The following is an 18,452-nucleotide window of genomic DNA, read 5'->3' on the forward strand; positions in this document are numbered from 1 at the left end:
GCTTAAATAAGTCTATTGCTTATTTTTTTCGCTCATCCGTTCAGAAATAGGAACAACAATTCCCTCCAAAAACAAAGGACACTGCTTTGCTGATTTCCTTCCTATACAGCAAAAAGAGGCGTTCACAGTAATTGTAAACGTCCCTATGCGATATTACAACTTAATGAATGGTTCCTACCTATTCTTTCCCAGTGTTTCATTGTACTAATCACGTTATTAGGAATCCATAACCTTATAATTAGTGAAATCCGGCCCTGGAAATGCGGGTTCCTTACTCTTATCGAACTGAATATCTTCGGGATATATACTCATTAGATCTTCTTTGCTTGGCTTCGCGGGATGCCGGCGGTTTAACAAACGTACAGCTTGATGCCGGATAGCTTTTTCAATGACATTTCTGACATACCTAGCATTACTAAAGTGAAAACAGTTTGTTGTCTCATAATGAAGATGCTCTCTCAGTTTCTTTAAGGTATCCGGTGTAAATGAATATTCACGTTCATTGAGCATTTTCTCAGATATTTTCAAAAGCTGCTCGATGGAATAGTCCGGAAAGTGAACTTGAATAGGAAACCGTGATGGAAGCCCTGGATTTGTCAGCAGGAAGTTATCAATTTCATCTGTGTAGCCGGCCAATATTAAAATAAAATCATTTTTATAATCCTCCATGCCTTTTACAAGACAATCGATACATTCCTTACCAAAATCTTTCTCCCCGCCTCTAGCCAAACTGTAAGCTTCATCTACAAAAAGGATACCGCCCATGGCCTTCTTCATAATTTCTCTTGTCTTCAAAGCCGTATGTCCAATGTATTCGCCTACTAAATCAGCCCGTTCCACCTCGATCAAATGCCCTTTACTCAGTACTCCCATTGATTTAAAGAGCTTGGAAACAATTCTAGCCACGGTGGTTTTACCAGTGCCCGGATTACCTTTAAAAATCATATGAAACACATGCGAGCCGCCTTGCAATCCAACTTCCTCCCGAAATTGTTTCACTTGGAGCATGGCATAAATTTGAAAAATAAGCTCCTTTATTTCTTCTAACCCAATCATTTCATCTAGTGTTTTAAAAATATCCGAAAATGCTTGGTTGCCAACGAAGTTTAATTTAGACTCTTCAGGCAGCTGCTTAACAGCTGTATCTTGGGTTCGAAATACAACACTGATTTGATGGTCTTTCTGTGTTATCTTTCGCGTTTCTGCGCCAAACATCGGATCACTCATGCTCTTCACCCCATTAATCCATCATATGCGATGAAGTACTACATTCATGAATCATCTGACTGTACGCTGCGGATTGGGGTTATATTTTTTTGAAGCGAATTATCAATCGTTCCACATCCGTGACATCGTTTGTATATGACCTTCTAAGAAACTCAATCGATATACATCCGGATTAGATAGTCCTTTCCATTCAGCAAAGCCGACCGAATCATCGTATCGCTTCAATATCAGAGACAGAAGATTGCCATGTGTAGCTACCGCATAGCTCGAATGCCCCAATGCAAGCAGCTCCGTAAGTGAGGATACAGCTCGGTCAGTTGCAGCTCTGCTGGATTCTCCTCCCGTATAGCTCAAAGATTCATCTGAAAACGTTCGTTCCAAACAAACCATCCAATCCTCCCTCTGCTCGCTACTTAAAATTCGCTCAGACAGTCTGTCATCCGTATGAATGGTGTGACCGGCATTCTTAGCATAAGGTATTAACGTCTGTTGTGCCCTTACATAGGGACTTGAAACCGCATATTCGATTGGATATCTATTGAGAAATGCAGCCAGTTTCTCAGCCTGCAACCACCCCTCCCCGGTTAGCTCCGCATCAGCAGCCTGTCCCGTCGCTTTACAATGGCGAATCAAGTATACGATTTGCATATGTGGAACCCTCGCCTCCATGGTCTTATAGGATCAGCATTCTTTTCTAGTAATAGATACTCGTGAGATAACTTCGGTTAGGGGCATTGCACTCATAGAGGGCAGCCGAAGATCGTGCTCACCAAATCTTAAAAGTCCTGTAATCTCATTAGGAACAATAACGCAGTGCATTCCAGCTCGTTTGGCAGCTAATGAACCGTTTGGCGAATCCTCAAACGCAATGGCCTCAACGGGCTGAACCCCCAAACAGCTCATTGCTTGCAGATAAAGTGCTGGATCTGGCTTTACTTTTTCCACATCATCTTTTGTCCGAATGCACATGAAATAATCAATTAAGTCAAACTGCTTCAAGTAACCGGTTACCCATTCCCGAGTAGAGCTTGAAGCCAAACCGATTTGCAGTCCAAGCTCGTTTGCTTCCTTCAAATAATCGATTACGCCAGGTCTCGGTTGGACTTCACTCATACGGTCTGTGTACCGCTGTCTCCGCAGTTTCCTAACCGTTTCTCGGTCAATAGGTGCCCCTAGGGCTTGCTCTAAATAGGAATATGGTTCAAATGCTGAACCGTCCGTTCCAATACATAGACCCCACAAATCCATAGTTAACTCCATTCCATGATCACGGTACATAGCTTGAAACGATTCATACTCAGGAGTTTCAGTGTCAATAATCAATCCATCAAAATCAAATATTACCGCTTTAATCATGTTTAGATACACCCCTACCAACTCTATTTGTTATATATGTATAATATTTTGATCGTACAATGACATTACATAAAATGGAAGAGTTTTTTCGATTTATTATATATTTAATGGGAATTACTCTTGAATTTTAATGAATATTTATTCATAATATTGTATATTAATTCAAAATTACCTTGATGAAATGGACGGTGCATCACATGTATTTCCAAAAAAACAGCTTAACTAATCGAACAGACGAACTTATTATTCAAATTGAAAAGCTCGCGTTAAATACTTGGCCCGCCGCTTCGACTTTTACCTCTGAACACTGGATATATAGGGCCTCAGGAGGTATAACCAAACGTGCTAATAGTGTGTGGACTGCGGCTGGAGATTTTTTCCCTGAGGGGGATTGGCTTGCTGAGGCTGTTCGCTTTTACAGCTTTCATGGATTGCCTGTCCGTTATCATATTAGTGATGCATCACCAAAACAACTGGACAATTTACTGGAGGCGCACGGCTATTTGAAAGAAACACCCTGTTCCGTCATGATCGCGCAATCCGATGTCGTGATTAAAAAAACGCTCTCTGAATCAGATCATCACTTCCATGTAACTGTAAGATCTCAGCATAAGGATGAATGGTTAACTCATTTTCTTAAGATGGAGGGCTTCGGCGAGGAACGGCGCACTTTTTATAATAAGCTTTTTGCAGACATCGAACCGCAGAAAGGATTTTTCACATTAGAATTGGATGGCTTATGCGTCGCTGTGGGAAGCTCTATTGTAGAAAACGGCTGGGCAGGCTTTATAAACGTTGCAGTGAATCCCGAGCTTCGCGGCAGAGGAATCGGACGAATTATACTGCATGAACTGGCTGTGTGGAGTCGGAATCATGGAGCAGATGGACTATACCTACAAGTTATTAATGATAATGAACCTGCATTAAAGCTCTACAGCAAGGCCGGATTTACTCCATTATATCAGTACCATTACCGCATTAAGTGAGAGCTCAAAAAGTTTGAATAACCTCATCAAGAATATTTAAACACTCGTGTCGCATCCTAAAGGAGTACCAATTCCCAATAAAGGAGCGATTTGTATGAGTACGATAACCCCACCGCGTCAGACATTCCCCCCTCAGCACCAACAGCACCAGCCAGGTATTGAGTCGGAAATGAACCCGCACCCCATTTTTGAGGATATGAAATATAAAGCCGCTGGTAAGCTGCAGGATAAAACAGCCATAGTAACAGGTGGCGATAGCGGTATTGGCAGAGCTGTGGCTGTTACTTATGCAAAAGAAGGTGCAAACGTTGTAATTGTCTATTTGAACGAGCACAGCGATGCTGAGGAAACGAAGCGGCAGGTTGAGGAAGAAGGGAGAAAATGCCTGACCCTAGCTGGAGACCTTGGCACAGAAGCCTTTTGCAAGCAAGTCATTGAGGAGACCCTTAAGCAATTCGGCAAGCTGGATATATTGGTCAATAATGCAGCAGAGCAGCATCCTCAGACAAAGCTCGAAGATATAACATCAAAGCAATTGGAGCGTACATTCCGCACGAATATTTTCTCTATGTTTTATTTAACAAAAGCCGCCCTCCCCCATCTGAAACAAGGCAGTGCCATCATCAATACCGCTTCTATCACGGCTTATGAAGGACACGACCAGCTCTTAGACTACTCAGCAACTAAAGGAGCCATTGTGACCTTTACACGCTCCTTATCACAATCCTTAATTAATAAGGGCATCCGAGTAAACGGTGTCGCTCCTGGCCCTATCTGGACTCCCCTTATCCCTTCAACCTTTACCGAACAACAGGTAGCAAAATTTGGTGCTGATGTACCGATGAAGCGAGCTGGACAGCCCGAAGAGCTGGCGCCAAGCTATGTTTTTCTAGCAAGTGATGATTCCTCGTATATGGCAGGACAAATTATGCATGTAAATGGCGGTGTGATCGTTAACGGTTAAGAAAAAGAAAATGAGCCTCCTCCACTTTTAAGTGGTTTTGGAGGCTCTATTTTTCTCGAAATTTAATATGTAGGATAAGTGCGACTTATGTCCAATTCTTCATTCTTTCCGCAAGCGTTCCGGTAAATAACTCTAGTTGAATGCCATCAGGATCAAGAAAGTTAACACTCCAACCTCCTCCGCGATATACAGGACCGCGTACAATAGGCACATTAGCAGCATGCAGCTTCTCAACTGCTTCTGTAAAGTCAGCTTCTTCTATAGAGAATGCAAGGTGATCCAAATCTGGATGATTCGTAATCGGATAACTGGGCAATTGGGTAAGCGAGATACTATCCATTGATGATTTTGTATTGATTTCAATACTCGGCAGCTCTATCAAGCAAATCCAAGCTGTTCCCCACTCCAAGTAAACATCGGTTTGACCTCGGTGCACCAGCTTCATTCCGAGAATTTCGATATAAAATGGAAGCGAACTGGCTAAGCTTGAAATACGTAACGTCGTATGATTAAAGCCTGTCACTTTTATCATCTCTTATATAAGAATTGCTCAACCGATTTAAACAATACGGGAGCTTCAGGCTCCAAACAAATCATATGACGCGTGCCCGGAAAATAGTGAATTTCCTTCTCGCCTTGCAGCTTCTGATACAGATACCGGGCGCTTTTAGGATGAATGATAGGATCTTGTTCCCCTTGAGCAATAAAAGTCGGCACTGTAATTTGAGGCAGCTCAGGTCGCATTTGTTTATTTAATTCGATAAACTGTCTGGTAGCTCTCCATGGTGTCTTTTTCTTTTTTTCATTCCAATTGAACCACTCATTGCTGTGTGCTCTATTGGCTAAATTCTTAATAAATCTCAGCGGACTGAGATAATAAACTGCTGCATTCAACAACACTAACTTGCGTATCGGAAACCGATTTGCAATATAGGCTGAGATCAAGCCGCCCATTGAAAAGCCGATAAGATCGATTGTTCCATAGCGCTGAGTCAATCGGGAAGCCTCAATAGATGCCGCATGAACCCAATCGATCCATCGTACATCCCCCAGCGTTCGGAGTTCAGGATCATGCCCCGGCAGAGCAGGAACATGGCAAACTGCGCCAGTCCTTGTTAAATGCTCTGCAAGTGGCGTCAGCTCATAAGGACCGCCGGTGAATCCATGCAGCATTAGGCAATGCCTTTCACCCACAACGTTTCACCTCTTCTGCCGCTCGAAGCAGACTGTCAGCCGTTTCTTCGATGAAGCTTTTCATGTACAACTTATTTAACCAATGCTCTGGGATGTCATTAACTCCATAATAAGCACCCGCCAGTTGTCCGTAAACCGCTGCGGTAGTGTCTGCATCATCCCCTAGATTAGCAGCAAGCAGACAACCCTCAGCAAAGCTGCAGCTGTGATAAAAAGCCCACAGAGCTGCTTCCAACGATTTCACAACAAAGCCGGAGCCCTTAATATCTGGAGGCTGGAGCCTTTTAAATGAGCCTTTCGCAATTTCATCGATTTCTGGAACCAGATAGTGCTTCTCCCAGAAGCCGACTACCGGTGAAAAGCTCTCCTTAAGCAATTGTTCTTTGGAAGCTCCCTGTAATGCACCAATGATTAATGCTCCATAGTACCTGCATGCATCTACAGTCAATATCGATCCGTGAGTAGTCAGAGAGCTGTCTCCCGATTTGACAATGGCCTCCTGCGGGTTAGCCGCATAGTACAAAGGAACAGGAGCAAGCCTCATTAACGATCCATTTCCCGATGCCAAGCGATTTAAAGAGCCGCAGAACGGTTCACCGGTTAGTTCAAACCTATCCAAAGCCGTACGAACGGTATTGCCGATATCGAAACAGACACCTGTACTGCTCAAGTAGCCTTCACGGTACCATCTGGCGTAACGCTCCATTTGATCCACTGGATGAAACTTACCGCATACAAGCAAGCTTTCGGCCAAACAAAGCGCCATGGAGGTATCATCTGTCCACTGTCCCGCTTGCAAATTAAAGGGTCCACCTCCAACAAGATCTTTAAGTGGTTCAAACGTACCTGGAGCATGAAATTCTACCGTTGTTCCCACAGCATCTCCGATAGCCAACCCTAGCAAGCTTCCCCTATAACGATCTTTTTGTGATAATTGAAGTGACATGTGAACCCTCCCTTATAGTACGAGTAAGAAAAACGCCCTTAAGGCGTCCTTGGTGTACAATCTGGGTTTGTGCGTTTTGCGAAAAGGATGAAGATTCCTGCCCCAGTTAGGGATGAGAACTTCGAGAGGGAAGCTGTTGCTCCTCCTGTCTAGTAGTTATGGCCTTTCCCTTCGGACATACGCCCCGCCTCTTTGCATTGAACCTATATTATTTCTCTGTAATGGTCACAGACTGAATAGCGATCTTTTCTTTGGGAGATTCTCCGTTTACGGGTGTTGTTGCGATTTTCTGAACTACATCCATTCCTTCGGATACTTTTCCGAAAATCGAATAGTCCGGTTTCTTATTCAAGCCTTTGCAATCCTCACCTGAGCAGATGAAAAATTGGCTCCCATTTGTATTTGGCCCAGAATTTGCCATAGCAACAATCCCCGGTTCGTACTTATAGGGAGTCTTCAGCTCATCCTCAAATTTGTAGCCAGGACCGCCGCGTCCAGTACCGGTAGGATCTCCGGTTTGTACCATAAACGTCGATATAACCCGATGGAAAATGATATCCTGATAGAAGCCTTCTTTGGCTAAAAATACGAAGTTATTTACAGTTTTAGGCGCGTCCTTGGCAAATAAATCGATTTTGAATGTGCCTTTCGTTGTAGCAACTGTCGCTTGGTATGTTTTTTTTGCGTCGATTTTCATTTCAGGAGGCGTAGTCCAGCTTTTTTTGGCAGCAGGCTGCTGTGTTGCCGGTTGCTGAGCCGTAGGTGTGTTATTAGCTGGCTGCTGTGTTTGTTGGCCGGACGGCGTTTGGCTTGCTCCTCCTGAAGCTCCTGATTGTTCAGCAGGCTTCGTTCCACAAGCTGAAAGCAGAAGTGTACAAACGGCTGCTATAGCGGCCCATTTCGCGGTTGTTGCTGTAAATGTTGCTTTCATGTTCTACTCTTCAACTCCAATATTGTAATTTATGGTCATTGCCATATCCATTATTATACTACGAGTGGGTAAAATATAACAAAACGTCCGGATATCTTGCATCCGGACGTTCGGCTCTTCTTGCGCGTGGCTAACGGCTTCACGCCGCAGCCGAATGGCACGGCCGGGCATCTGCCACGGCCTAGCGCGTGCCCGATCCCGTCTTCGCCGCGGGATCAACGGCTCCAGCAGCACCGGTGGTGCTGCTGGGCGAGGTCGGAACAGGGCTTCCAGCCCCTGTTCCGGCTCCGCCCCCGCTGCCCGTTCCGGCAGCGGGATTTCCGGTACCGGATGTGCCGGTACCGCTCGTTGCTCCGCCGGGGGACGTCGTCCCCGGCGTTGTGCCTGGCTGACCGCCCGTACCTGGGGCGGTCGTGCCATTGCCTTGCCCCGGCGTCACTGTGCCGGGGGTGGTTCCTGTACCAGTGCCGGGCTTAACCCCGCCCGACGTTTGACCCTGACCTTGTCCTTGTCCTTGTCCTTGTCCTTGTCCTTGACCCTGTCCTTGACCTTGGCCCTGACCCTGGCCTTGGCCTTGACCCTGGCCTTGTCCTTGGCCCTGACCCTGGCCTTGTCCTTGTCCTTGTCCCTGACCCTGCCCTTGTCCTTGTCCTTGTCCTTGTCCCTGACCTTGTCCCTGTCCTTGACCTTGTCCCTGTCCTTGTCCATTAGGCCCTGTAACAGCTCCATTGTCCATTGGTACAGCAACGGTTACAGCATTTGATTTTCCTCCAGTAGCCGCATTATTAGGGTTCACAGAAGCAACTGCATACTGGTATGTCACCCCAGGCTTAACAGATATGTCTTTAATCTCAATCGCTGTAGTAGACAGGATAGGCTCAGCCGCGAAATCCTTATCTTTATCTTCCTTGCGGAATATTTGATACGAAGTCCCTTCCCCGACAGCTGTCCAGCTCAACACCACGCCTTGACTTTCTTTTACATATTCAGCCTTCAATTCTCCTACACCTTTTGGCGGCGCTACAGGATCAGCCACCCCATCAGGCTTTGTAAATTGCGTCATAGGACGTTTTGCCAGAGATTTCTGCATGACCTCCTTAAAGATTACCGCAGGTGCACCACTGCTCATGGTTACATAGTGCTTGGCATCTGGCTTATCAAAGCCGAGCCATACCGCCGCGCTCCACTCCGGTGTGTAGCCTGTAAACCACAAGTCCCTATTATACTTTTCAAGTCCTTTAATTACATTTTGAGTGGAACCTGTTTTCCCAGCAACAGGACGCTCGAACTTGGCCGCTGTCCCTGTACCGCCAGGCTCAACAACAGCCTGCATTAGAAGCGTCATATAATACGCTGTTTTTGCGCTCATTACCGGCGATTTACGCTCCTGCTTGAACGTTGCTACTTCCGCACCTTTATCATTCAATATTTTTACAATCGAATGCGTTGTGTTCAAATATCCATTGTTGGCAAAAGCACTGTATGCAGCTGCCATTTGAACCGGTGTAGCACCCTTTGTCATTCCGCCTAAGGAAATAGCCAGATTACGGTCCTTAACCGGATCCAGGGGAATTCCCATGTTTTCAGCAAATTTCATACCTGTGGTCACTTTAATTTCATTCAACAGCCAAACGGCAGGCGCATTAATTGACTTTCTAACAGCCTCAAACATATTGACTTGACCACGATAAACTCCATCATAATTACGCGGTGTATACCCATTGTAATTAGATTCATTATCCTCCAGCATACTATATGGTGTGTATTTGCCACTTTCAAGAGCAGGTGCATACACCAATATTGGTTTAATGGAGGAGCCCGGCTGTTGCATCACGGTTGCCCGATTTAAACCGCGTAGAACGTAATCTCTACCACCTACGATACCGACAAGACCGCCATCCTTATTGTTAACAATGGCCATTGCTCCCTGCATCTTTTGCTCAGGACCGTCTTTTTGGAAAAACTTATCATTTGCAAATGTCTGTTCCATAATTTTTTGTGCATTCATATCCATTGTGGTGTATATTTTATAACCATTGCGCAAGAGCTCATCCTCAGACAAGCCATACAGATCGCTGGCTTCGCTAATAACATAGTCTAAAAAAGCTATATAATCCTTTGAGCCTGATTCCTTTGGCGCCACGTATTCCACTGCTTCAGCCTTGGCTCTTTCATCCGCCGTAATATACTTCTGATCTTCCATCAATTTCAAAACAACAGTACGCCGTTCTTTAGATTTTTCCGGATTAGATATAGGATTATAAGTGCTTGGAGCCTTAGGCATTGCAGCAAGTGTTGCCATCTGCCACAATTCCAGCTTCTTTAAATCGGATACGCCAAAATATTTTTTCGCTGCCGCTTTTACACCATAAGCACGGTTCCCAAAAAATATCCGATTTAGATACTTCGTTAATATTTCTTCTTTAGTAAAATTGTTCTCCAATGCTACAGCAATAGACATTTCGGTTGCTTTACGAAAAAAGGTTTTATTCGAGCTTAAAAACAGATTTTTAGCAAGCTGTTGAGTTATTGTACTGCCACCTTCAGCCGCACTCCTTGCTATAACATCCTTGACCAGTGCCCTTCCAATACCTAAGAAATCAATACCGGAGTGCTCTCCGAATCTTTTATCCTCCGTTGCAATAAATGCCTGCTGCAGCTTCAACGGAATATCTTCCGCCAGCACGATTTCGCGATTTTCACGATATAACACAGCAGCTTCGGCTCCGTTAACATCATAGACTTGAGAAGCTTCATCCATATCGAGCTTATCGATATTTTCCTTTAGAATCTTGTCCCCGTTTATAATAATAAAAATGTAGACGCCTAATGCACAGATCAGAGCTACCACAGCAGCTACGAACGAGAACATTAACGCTCTGCCGGTACTAAACTTCCGCTTCTTTTTCTTTGGCTTCGATTTTTCTGCATTTGTTTTTTTCCCAGTCGCCATCTCTTTAGTCACCCCTGTTCGATCAATTGCTATTTTTACAATAAAAGAACAACCCTTCTGACGGGGTTGCTCTTATGGTTCGTATTCATTTAGACGTAACATTCAGCTGAAAAGTTGCTCATTAGAATTTTGCTCTTAGTAAAATTCTAGTTGTCTGTAGCGTTCTCTTGTTGCATTAGTGAAACAGAACGCTGAGGGGTGAAGGTTGAGATCGCGTGCTTATAAACCATTTGCTGACGGCCTTCACTGTCTATGATGATCGTGAAATTATCGAACGCACGGATAACACCGCGGATTTGAAACCCATTTGTCAGATAGACGGTTACCGGAATATTTTCCTTGCGCAATTGGTTCAAAAATGTGTCCTGAATATTGATCGATTTGTTCATCATGGGCCCCCTCAAATGAGTTTAACGTTCGAATTTTAACCTATCTGATATTATAGCATGAACCTGGTCCAAATGGGCAGAAAAATTTCCCAATTCACTGACATCCACCCACTGGATATCTTTCATATGGCGGAACCATGAGAGCTGACGTTTAGCAAAGTGGCGAGTGTCTCGCTTTAGCAGTTCCACAGCAGCTTCCATAGATAAATGACCCTGTAAATAATCGATCATTTCCTTATATCCCAAACCCTGCATCGATATGTATTGCTTGCCGTATCCCTGCTTGAGGAGCCCCTCAACCTCTTCGATTAATCCCTCATCGATCATCTGATCGATCCGCTCTTCAATACGTTTATATAGTAAAGCTCTATCCATTGTCAACCCGACGATACATAGTTCGTAAGGAGACTGTTTTTTCTGTACTTTTAACCGCTCAGATAAACGCTCGCCTGTCAAATGAAATATCTCAAGCGCCCGGATAATGCGTCGTTGGTCGTTGGCATGCAGCCGTTCCGCGCTCTCGGGATCAATCTGTCGCAGCCGCTCTAGCAGGGCTTCAGCACCATACGTTACAGCAAATTCAGCTTGTTCATTACGGAAAGCCTCATCTGATCCGCTCTCACTAAACTGATAGTTGTAACAAACGGATTCAACGTAAAGTCCTGTACCTCCCACAATAAAAGGCAGCTTGCCGCGGTCATGGATGTCAAAGATCAATTGGCTAGCCCGCTCCTGAAACTCAGCTACTGAAAAAGGATGATCAGGATTATGGATATCTATCAAGTGGTGGGGGACCTGCTGCTGCTCCTGTGAGGTAGCCTTTGCCGTCCCAATATCCATTCCACGATAAACCTGCATAGAATCACCAGATATAATTTCAGCGCCATAATCGGCTGCCAGTTGAAGGCTAAGCCTTGTCTTACCTACTGCGGTCGGACCAACCAACACCAGCAGGTTTGGCTTAATAGAAGCCTGTGTCACAATCGTATCACTCCGTAAGCTATTCTCGTGGTCGAACGGTGTACCTCTGTAAAACCTAAACGTTCAAATTCTTTACTTTCACGATGCTCTTTCAAAATTACAGTTCGGCGGGCAACCCGCCTGGCTTCGGCAACCGTTGCCTCTGTGACCGCTCTAGGATCCGCTAATTCCCTAATCGCGCTAATAGAGTTGGATTCTTCGATCGGCCTGCGAAACATGGGGTCGAAATAAATCACATCGAATGACTTATCAGACTGCTGCTTCAGAAAATCATAATGGTCAATCTGAATCACTTGAATTCTGCGCATAGCTTCATTCATTCCGGGTATGTCCGAATGATAAGCACCAAGTCCTTGGTTTAACAGTAAGTATGGCAGTGCCCTGCTTTCAAGCGCAGTTACCTGACCATTACCCCCAAGCGCGAAAGAATAAACAACAGCATCAGAGCCTAGCCCTGCTGTACAGTCCAGCACCCTATCTCCTGACTTTAATCCAGATAACTGCATTAACGTATCCGGTTCTCCATTGTTGAGACGTTTTGCCCGGATCGCAGCAGTACTTGGATGAAAGAATAGCAACGGCTGCTGATCCTGATAATACTCTATTCGTTCGCGCGATACAAGCAAGACATCCTGAGCTCCATAACGTTTTCTCAATTGTGATATGGAAAATTGTCGACGTGAAACAACTCGAATGTCCTCTTGAATCCCAGTTAATCCCCTAACTTGCTCTGACAAATGCGCTGCTAATTCCAGCTGCTCCGCCTGTGGTTCGTAAGAGGTTGTTATCAGCAACTACATCACCCGTCTAGCTTTTGAATTTTATAAAAAAATCGGAACAACTGAATTTTAACAGTTTTTCTTTACTGCGTCCACGAATCGTTCGTTTTACATATAGGGCTCATCATCCTTATAATACAATTAAGCACGTTTACAAAATTAGAAAGAAAGACATCATAAGGGAGCTTAAGCATGGAAGAATCATTAAAACCATTTTTATTATTGTCAGATGCGGTAATTATTACGGATAAGAACCATCGAATTCTGGACGTAAATAAAGCATACGAGGATATTACCGGATATGACCGTGAACAGATATTGGGGTTTAGAGCCGGTATCCTAAAAACCAAGCTCACTTCAAAATCAACTTATCAGGATATGTATGATGCATTGAATCAGCAGTTAAGCTGGTCGGGCATTTTTGTCAACAAAAAGAAAAGTGGCGAGCTGTGGCACTCATCTATTTCCATCACTCCATTCCTTATAAATGAAGATTGCTATTATGTTGGGGTATTCAGAGAATTGGAGCATTTGCAGGATGGCATCTACATTGCAGAAGGACGCCGAAGTAATATACAAGCAGCTCTGTTGAAGGTACTTGCCATCTCCTGTGAAATTCGCGACCCAGCGATTGAGGAGCATTTGACACGAGTTCAGCAGCTCACCGGACAGCTGGTAAATGCCCATAACGAACGGCTTGAGCTAGGTCTGTCTCAAGATTATGTTCAGAGCATTGTACATGCCAGTATTATGCATGATATTGGTAAATCGGGAGTCCCGGAAGGTATTCTCTATAAGCCCGGCCCATTAACTAGCTATGAACGGATCATAATTGAAATGCATCCATTAATCGGAGTGGATATACTTGAAAAGGTCAATGCTGAATTGGATGATGACTTTTTTAAGGAGGAATTTAATATTGCCAAAAATATCATCTTATCTCATCATGAGAAATGGGATGGCTCCGGATATCCTCACTGTTTGAAAGAATCTGAAATCCCGTTAGAGGCTCGTATCGTCTCCGTAGTCGATGTATATGATGCTTTAACTTCTAGAAGGCCTTACAAGGAAATTTGGGACAGACAGAAATCACTTGATTTTATTCGGGAACACCGAGGCACTTTTTTTGACCCGTCCATTATTGATACGTTTGTTCAGATAGTTTAATTAGCTCCAACAGTGCAAACATACATACATACATACATACATACATACATACAAACTCCCCGATCTTTGAAAGCAGATACTTTCCGAGATCGGGGAGTTTGATTTCAAAGTCCTCTCATTTCTTCATTTAAAATGGAAATACACCCCAACTGTAGTCAAGAGGACTATACAACAAACAAATAAGAAATAGTTTTGTATCTTTTTAAATACAGCTTTAATTTTCCTAACGGATCTCTCTTTTGGATAAATACCCCAGCCTACGTACCTTCCATCAACCTTAGTAACGGTTTTAACCAATAATGAGGTATTCCTATTCAATGTATCCTCATTTAGAAAGCAGGCTAAACTCAAATGCAACACATGCTTTAAATTCATGCCTTCCGCATCGTATTCAATATTCTCTACGGTATAATCATGTCGTTTTAAGCCTTCAGCTGCTTCTAGAAGATCATCACTATTCTGAAATCGCAAATAATAATGAACTCTATATTCTACATTCGTCTTATACCCTTCATAATAAAATGAATGAACCGCATTGTAGTTATTATAAAATTCAGCCTCTAAATAACTGGGAGAAAGATAGTCATAAAACCCCCATTGCTCATCTAGCCTGGAAGTTATGGCATAACGAAATCTCCCGAAATGATTTAAAGCATCTTGAACCATTTCTTTACACTTATCATGATCTCTTACATAGAAAATTAGCTCTATTCGAGTCTCTGAATCAATCCTTGCAATAAAAACCCCTTGGTCGGCTTCAAGAATACTTGAGTCCAGCTTCTCCTGAAGCGCTATCAGTTCATCTTGAATTTGGGTTATTTGCTCTTTCTTTTCAGCTATATGATAAATATTTAACGAAAGATTGAAAAGGGTTGAAAACTGTGAGTAGTCAATTCGTTCCTTTACACCTCTATCAAGAAATATTCTTATATCTTCGTTCTCTCTCTGAAATGAAATCCATTGTCTAATCATTTGTTAGTTGCACCAACCCTAATCTTCTTGTTCTACTCCGCTGAAAACTTATAAATTATAACAAACAACACAGTAGAAGTATATTCAAATATTTACATAAACAAACGCGTCTAGCTTTGTTACCGTTTGTAATATTCCTGTCATAAAGCAACGCTACTATTAGCTTGTAAGAAACATATCATCCATAGGAGTTGAACTTAATGCTAAAAAAAACAATCGTAGGAACTGTAGCAGGTGCATTATTAACAATAGGTTTAATGGGTTCCGCTTTTGCGGCAAATGAAACCAATAGTGCTGTTCCAAAAACCAAAGAAGCCCATAAAGCAAGATTAGAGGCTAAGGCTGCTGCTAAAGGTCTTACATTGGAACAATGGACTCAAAAACATCAAGCACATAAAGCAGAGCTAGAACAAAAAGCACAAGCCGCGGGACTAACATTAGAACAATATAAGCAAGATCTTAAATTGACAAAACAGCAGCATAAGGAAGATAAACAAGAAAAGATTCAACAGAAAGCCGATAAGAAAGGAATCTCGGTTGAGCAATATGTAGCACAGAGGAAGGCACAGCATGCTGAAGCAGTGAAAAAAGCACAGGAGCTTGGAATAACGGTTCAAGAATACCTTCACCAGCAAACCGCTGAGCTCAAAGCCAAGCATAAAGCAGAACGTCAGGCTAAGCATGAGGAAAAACGTCAAGCTAAGCTGCAAGCCAAGAAAGCTGCCGCAAGCGTAAATAAATAATTGAATTCTAATGAGCCGTTCACTTGGTTTAAGCACCCAAGGTGTTCGGCTCATTTCTTTATATATTCTACTGCGTTTCAGGTGGAGTGGGAATCCTTATTGTAAAAGTAGTTCCTTCTTCTAAGACTGACTCGACCTCAATCGAACCCTTCATGAGCTCAATCAACTGCTTGGTAATGGTCAGCCCCAATCCACTTCGTTCTCTATGCGTATGCCGCGAATCATCCTCTGTATAGAATCGTTCCCAAATATAAGGCAGCTTAGAAGGGTCAATTCCTGAGCCCGTATCCGAGACCTTGACAATCAGGCTTTCATTTTCATAAAAAGATCGAATGGTAATCTTACCGCCTAAGCCGGAATGGCGAATAGCATTATCTAATAAATTAAACAACACCTGCTTGAGCCGTTCGGAGTCGCCATATGCCTTCAAAATCTCATCTTCAGGCTCTACAATTTCTACGGATAGTTGTTTCTTCTCCATTCTAGGTGCCAGGCTGTCGCTAACCGTATGAACCAAGGAAGACCAACGAATAGCCTTCATTTCCATATTGACACGTCCTGTTTCAATGGCAGATAGATCGAGCATCGTATTTAATAGGGAGGTCAACCTGAAAAGCTCTGCATAAATGATTTGATGATATCGATGATGCTGCTCTAGCGGTATGACTCCTTCCACTAGGCCTTGAGCAAATCCACGAACAGAGGTTAATGGAGTACGGAGCTCATGAGAGACATTTGCAATCAAGTCTTTACGCATTCGATCGAGTTGTTCCAGCTGTCCTGCCATCTGATTGAAGGTGTCAGCAAGCTGGCTAACCTCATCACGGCTTTCTACAGGAACCCTCACAGTAAAATCACCATTCCCTAACCTCTTGGCTGCTCGATTCATCCGAAGCAAGGGACCTGTCATTCGTTTGGATAACACAAAAACTAACAAAGAGAATGGAATCGCAATCAAGTAAGCCGTAAAAATAATTAGACGGGTTACTTTACCCATCTGGATTTCCTGGACGGGTGTATGTAGGAATAGCGCTCCAATTACTTTACCGTTCTCATTGACAGGCATCCCAACAGAAAGCAGAATCGTATCATCCGTTTCGGTAAAAAGACCCATTTGAGTTACGCGATCTCCTTTTAAAACTTGAGTAAGAAGAGTCGGGTCCTTTATTTCACTTTGCCGTAGCAATCGTTTTTGCAGTTTCCTCCCTTTGTCCACATTGCTGCCATCATCGGTTAACAACAACTTCGTCCGGATGTTGAAAGTTCGCTTTAGTCGAGATTCCGCATTGGTATACATCGCCTTCGGATTGGCAGGATCTGTACTCAAGCCCTCCAGCAAAAGCTCATTCAACTGTTCTCCTTCACGGAAGAGTACAGCCTCCTTTTGTTTCACAAGGAAATCCTGAAGCGCAAAATTAAGTACAAGCGCAAGCAATGTAAATCCAACCAAAAGTACACAAAGCAGAGCTAGCAGTTGTTTACGAAACACAGAAGTAAGCATTACTGCACCTCGGTTCGCAGCTTGTAGCCTGCGCCTCTTACTGTTTCAATAGACCAACTGGATTTTTCCTTCTCTTGGGAAAGCTTTTCACGAAGCCGTTTAATCGTTACATCCACAACACGATCATCTCCGAAGTAATCCTCTCCCCACACAAGGTCCAAAAGCTGCTGTCGCTCAAGCACTTGATTAGGATGCTGTGCAAAGCTGAGAAGGAGCTTGTATTCCTTGGGGGTAAGCTCAACAATATCGCTCTCTAAGTAAACGGTTCGTGAGGCTGTTTCAATCGTCAAAGAATCAACTCTAATGGATGCAGGCAGCTTTAATTGCCTTAGTGAGGAGTAGGCTCGGCGAAGCAGAGAAACCGTTCTAGCAATGAGCTCATTTGGATCAAATGGCTTAACCATATAATCATCGGCGCCAATACCAAATCCCTTTATTTTGTCCTCGCTTTCCCCCTTAGCTGTTAGCATCAAAATAGGCAGGTCGCTCGTTTCTCTAATTTTCTTGCAGATAGCCCATCCATCCTTATCAGGCATCATAATATCCAATACAATCAAGTGAATGGTATGCCTCCGGAGCAGCTCTAAAGCCTCAGTTCCTGTAGCCGCACATAGGACATGAAACCCCTTGTTCTTAAGGTACATGTTTATTAACTCGGTTATGTAAGTATCATCATCAGCAATCATAATGGTGTAATCGCTATTGTGAAATGGTTTGTCCATTAGGTCAAACTCCTCCATTCCTTTTATTTATTAGATTCTGTTAACGGATAATGTTAATAATCAGTAAAAAATAAAGGACCCATTGGAGGTCCTTTACATGCGATTCTTGATGAACAAACGCACCTGTTATTTCAACAAGAAATGCAAAGAGAATCGTCATTTTTTCATGGGTTTATTAACTAATGAATTAATGATGCTCTCAAATTATTCACGCCTTTTTCCAAATAAGCCTTTAAACAAGTTAACACATATACCCAACCTTCTTTTTGCCCTATCATTTTATTTACAATTTCGGGGTCATCTTCTTTCAAACCCGATTCGTTTACTTCAATAATTGTACTCCTATTATCTAACTCTTTTAGTAAAATTGTAACAATCGTTTCTTGACCATATCCCCCCCACGAGAATATGATTTTCTTATTTTCCTCGACTTCCAAAACATTTATTACTACTTCTGCATTGTATTCATCATATCTCCAAGTAATCATCTTACCTTGTTCCACTCTTCCAGTTCCCGATGAAAACCAATAATTTGACATTTTTTCAGGGTCTACTATCGCTTCAAACACCTCATTAGCTGGTACAAGCATTATAAATTTTGTAATTACTTGAGTATCCATACTAAATCAACTCTCTTTCGG

The 18,452-nt window shown here is 43.2% G+C and carries 19 protein-coding genes; 4 read left to right on the plus strand and 15 right to left on the minus strand.

Annotated features, from left to right (window positions below; translation table 11 throughout):
* Positions 1–216 precede the first annotated feature (216 nt).
* From GC093_RS27900 to GC093_RS27910, 3 genes are all read right to left on the minus strand, one after another.
* A complete protein-coding gene (locus GC093_RS27900; RefSeq protein ID WP_171655206.1) occupies positions 217–1,227 on the minus strand; it encodes an AAA family ATPase in 1,011 nt (336 codons plus the stop codon).
* Between the two features lie 102 nt (positions 1,228–1,329).
* On the minus strand, positions 1,330–1,875 hold the full coding sequence (locus GC093_RS27905; RefSeq protein ID WP_171655207.1) for a histidine phosphatase family protein: 546 nt from the start codon (positions 1,873–1,875) through the stop codon (positions 1,330–1,332).
* A 33-nt stretch (positions 1,876–1,908) separates the two neighbouring features.
* Positions 1,909–2,583, minus strand: coding sequence for an HAD family hydrolase (locus tag GC093_RS27910; RefSeq protein WP_171655208.1), 675 nt, complete (start codon positions 2,581–2,583; stop codon positions 1,909–1,911).
* Between the two features lie 197 nt (positions 2,584–2,780).
* Here GC093_RS27910 and GC093_RS27915 point away from each other — a divergent pair, with 197 nt between their 5' ends.
* Positions 2,781–3,569: a GNAT family N-acetyltransferase gene (locus tag GC093_RS27915; protein ID WP_171655209.1), complete on the plus strand. Its 789-nt coding sequence runs from the start codon at positions 2,781–2,783 to the stop codon at positions 3,567–3,569.
* Positions 3,570–3,663: 94 nt separating this feature from the next.
* Complete coding sequence (locus GC093_RS27920) at positions 3,664–4,533, plus strand: SDR family oxidoreductase (protein ID WP_171655210.1); 870 nt, start codon at positions 3,664–3,666, stop codon at positions 4,531–4,533.
* Between the two features lie 85 nt (positions 4,534–4,618).
* On the opposite strand, the gene GC093_RS27925 is transcribed toward GC093_RS27920, so the two are convergent.
* From GC093_RS27925 to GC093_RS27960, 8 genes are all read right to left on the minus strand, one after another.
* On the minus strand, positions 4,619–5,062 hold the full coding sequence (locus GC093_RS27925; protein ID WP_171655320.1) for a VOC family protein: 444 nt from the start codon (positions 5,060–5,062) through the stop codon (positions 4,619–4,621).
* Positions 5,062–5,706: an alpha/beta hydrolase gene (locus GC093_RS27930; RefSeq protein ID WP_171655321.1), complete on the minus strand. Its 645-nt coding sequence runs from the start codon at positions 5,704–5,706 to the stop codon at positions 5,062–5,064. Before GC093_RS27930 ends, GC093_RS27925 begins: the two co-directional genes overlap by 1 nt.
* A 13-nt stretch (positions 5,707–5,719) precedes the next feature.
* The gene (locus GC093_RS27935) at positions 5,720–6,673 is read right to left on the minus strand and encodes an ADP-ribosylglycohydrolase family protein (protein ID WP_171655211.1); all 954 of its coding nucleotides are present in this window, start codon (positions 6,671–6,673) and stop codon (positions 5,720–5,722) included.
* A gap of 208 nt (positions 6,674–6,881) precedes the next feature.
* Positions 6,882–7,604, minus strand: coding sequence for a peptidylprolyl isomerase (locus GC093_RS27940; protein WP_171655212.1), 723 nt, complete (start codon positions 7,602–7,604; stop codon positions 6,882–6,884).
* Between the two features lie 181 nt (positions 7,605–7,785).
* On the minus strand, positions 7,786–10,557 hold the full coding sequence (locus GC093_RS27945; protein ID WP_171655213.1) for a transglycosylase domain-containing protein: 2,772 nt from the start codon (positions 10,555–10,557) through the stop codon (positions 7,786–7,788).
* A gap of 146 nt (positions 10,558–10,703) precedes the next feature.
* Positions 10,704–10,946, minus strand: coding sequence for an RNA chaperone Hfq (hfq, locus tag GC093_RS27950; RefSeq protein WP_171655214.1), 243 nt, complete (start codon positions 10,944–10,946; stop codon positions 10,704–10,706).
* Between the two features lie 21 nt (positions 10,947–10,967).
* Positions 10,968–11,927 carry a tRNA (adenosine(37)-N6)-dimethylallyltransferase MiaA gene (miaA, locus tag GC093_RS27955; RefSeq protein ID WP_171655215.1) on the minus strand — a complete coding sequence of 320 codons (960 nt, stop codon included), beginning with the start codon at positions 11,925–11,927 and terminating at the stop codon, positions 10,968–10,970.
* Positions 11,924–12,721: a class I SAM-dependent methyltransferase gene (locus tag GC093_RS27960; RefSeq protein WP_246315515.1), complete on the minus strand. Its 798-nt coding sequence runs from the start codon at positions 12,719–12,721 to the stop codon at positions 11,924–11,926. Before GC093_RS27960 ends, miaA begins: the two co-directional genes overlap by 4 nt.
* A 177-nt stretch (positions 12,722–12,898) precedes the next feature.
* On the opposite strand from GC093_RS27960, the gene GC093_RS27965 reads away from it, so the two are divergent.
* A complete protein-coding gene (locus GC093_RS27965; protein WP_171655216.1) occupies positions 12,899–13,873 on the plus strand; it encodes an HD domain-containing phosphohydrolase in 975 nt (324 codons plus the stop codon).
* Between the two features lie 123 nt (positions 13,874–13,996).
* Here the strand turns inward: GC093_RS27965 and GC093_RS27970 are convergent, their stop codons facing one another.
* Positions 13,997–14,845 (minus strand): DUF695 domain-containing protein, encoded by an 849-nt coding sequence (locus tag GC093_RS27970; protein WP_171655217.1) that lies wholly within the window; start codon positions 14,843–14,845, stop codon positions 13,997–13,999.
* 200 nt (positions 14,846–15,045) lie between these two features.
* Between GC093_RS27970 and GC093_RS27975 the strand changes: the two genes are divergently transcribed.
* A complete protein-coding gene (locus GC093_RS27975; RefSeq protein ID WP_171655218.1) occupies positions 15,046–15,588 on the plus strand; it encodes a hypothetical protein in 543 nt (180 codons plus the stop codon).
* A 67-nt stretch (positions 15,589–15,655) separates the two neighbouring features.
* Here the strand turns inward: GC093_RS27975 and GC093_RS27980 are convergent, their stop codons facing one another.
* The 3 genes from GC093_RS27980 to GC093_RS27990 form a co-directional block, all read right to left on the minus strand.
* The gene (locus GC093_RS27980) at positions 15,656–17,089 is read right to left on the minus strand and encodes a sensor histidine kinase (protein ID WP_216624864.1); all 1,434 of its coding nucleotides are present in this window, start codon (positions 17,087–17,089) and stop codon (positions 15,656–15,658) included.
* On the minus strand, positions 17,089–17,811 hold the full coding sequence (locus GC093_RS27985) for a response regulator transcription factor (protein ID WP_171655220.1): 723 nt from the start codon (positions 17,809–17,811) through the stop codon (positions 17,089–17,091). The genes GC093_RS27980 and GC093_RS27985 overlap by 1 nt, the downstream gene beginning before the upstream one ends.
* A 179-nt stretch (positions 17,812–17,990) precedes the next feature.
* Positions 17,991–18,431, minus strand: coding sequence for an SRPBCC family protein (locus GC093_RS27990; RefSeq protein ID WP_171655221.1), 441 nt, complete (start codon positions 18,429–18,431; stop codon positions 17,991–17,993).
* Between the last annotated feature and the right edge of the window lie 21 nt (positions 18,432–18,452).

It is taken from the genome of Paenibacillus foliorum (genome assembly GCF_013141765.1).
Taxonomy (GTDB): domain Bacteria; phylum Bacillota; class Bacilli; order Paenibacillales; family NBRC-103111; genus Paenibacillus_S; species Paenibacillus_S foliorum.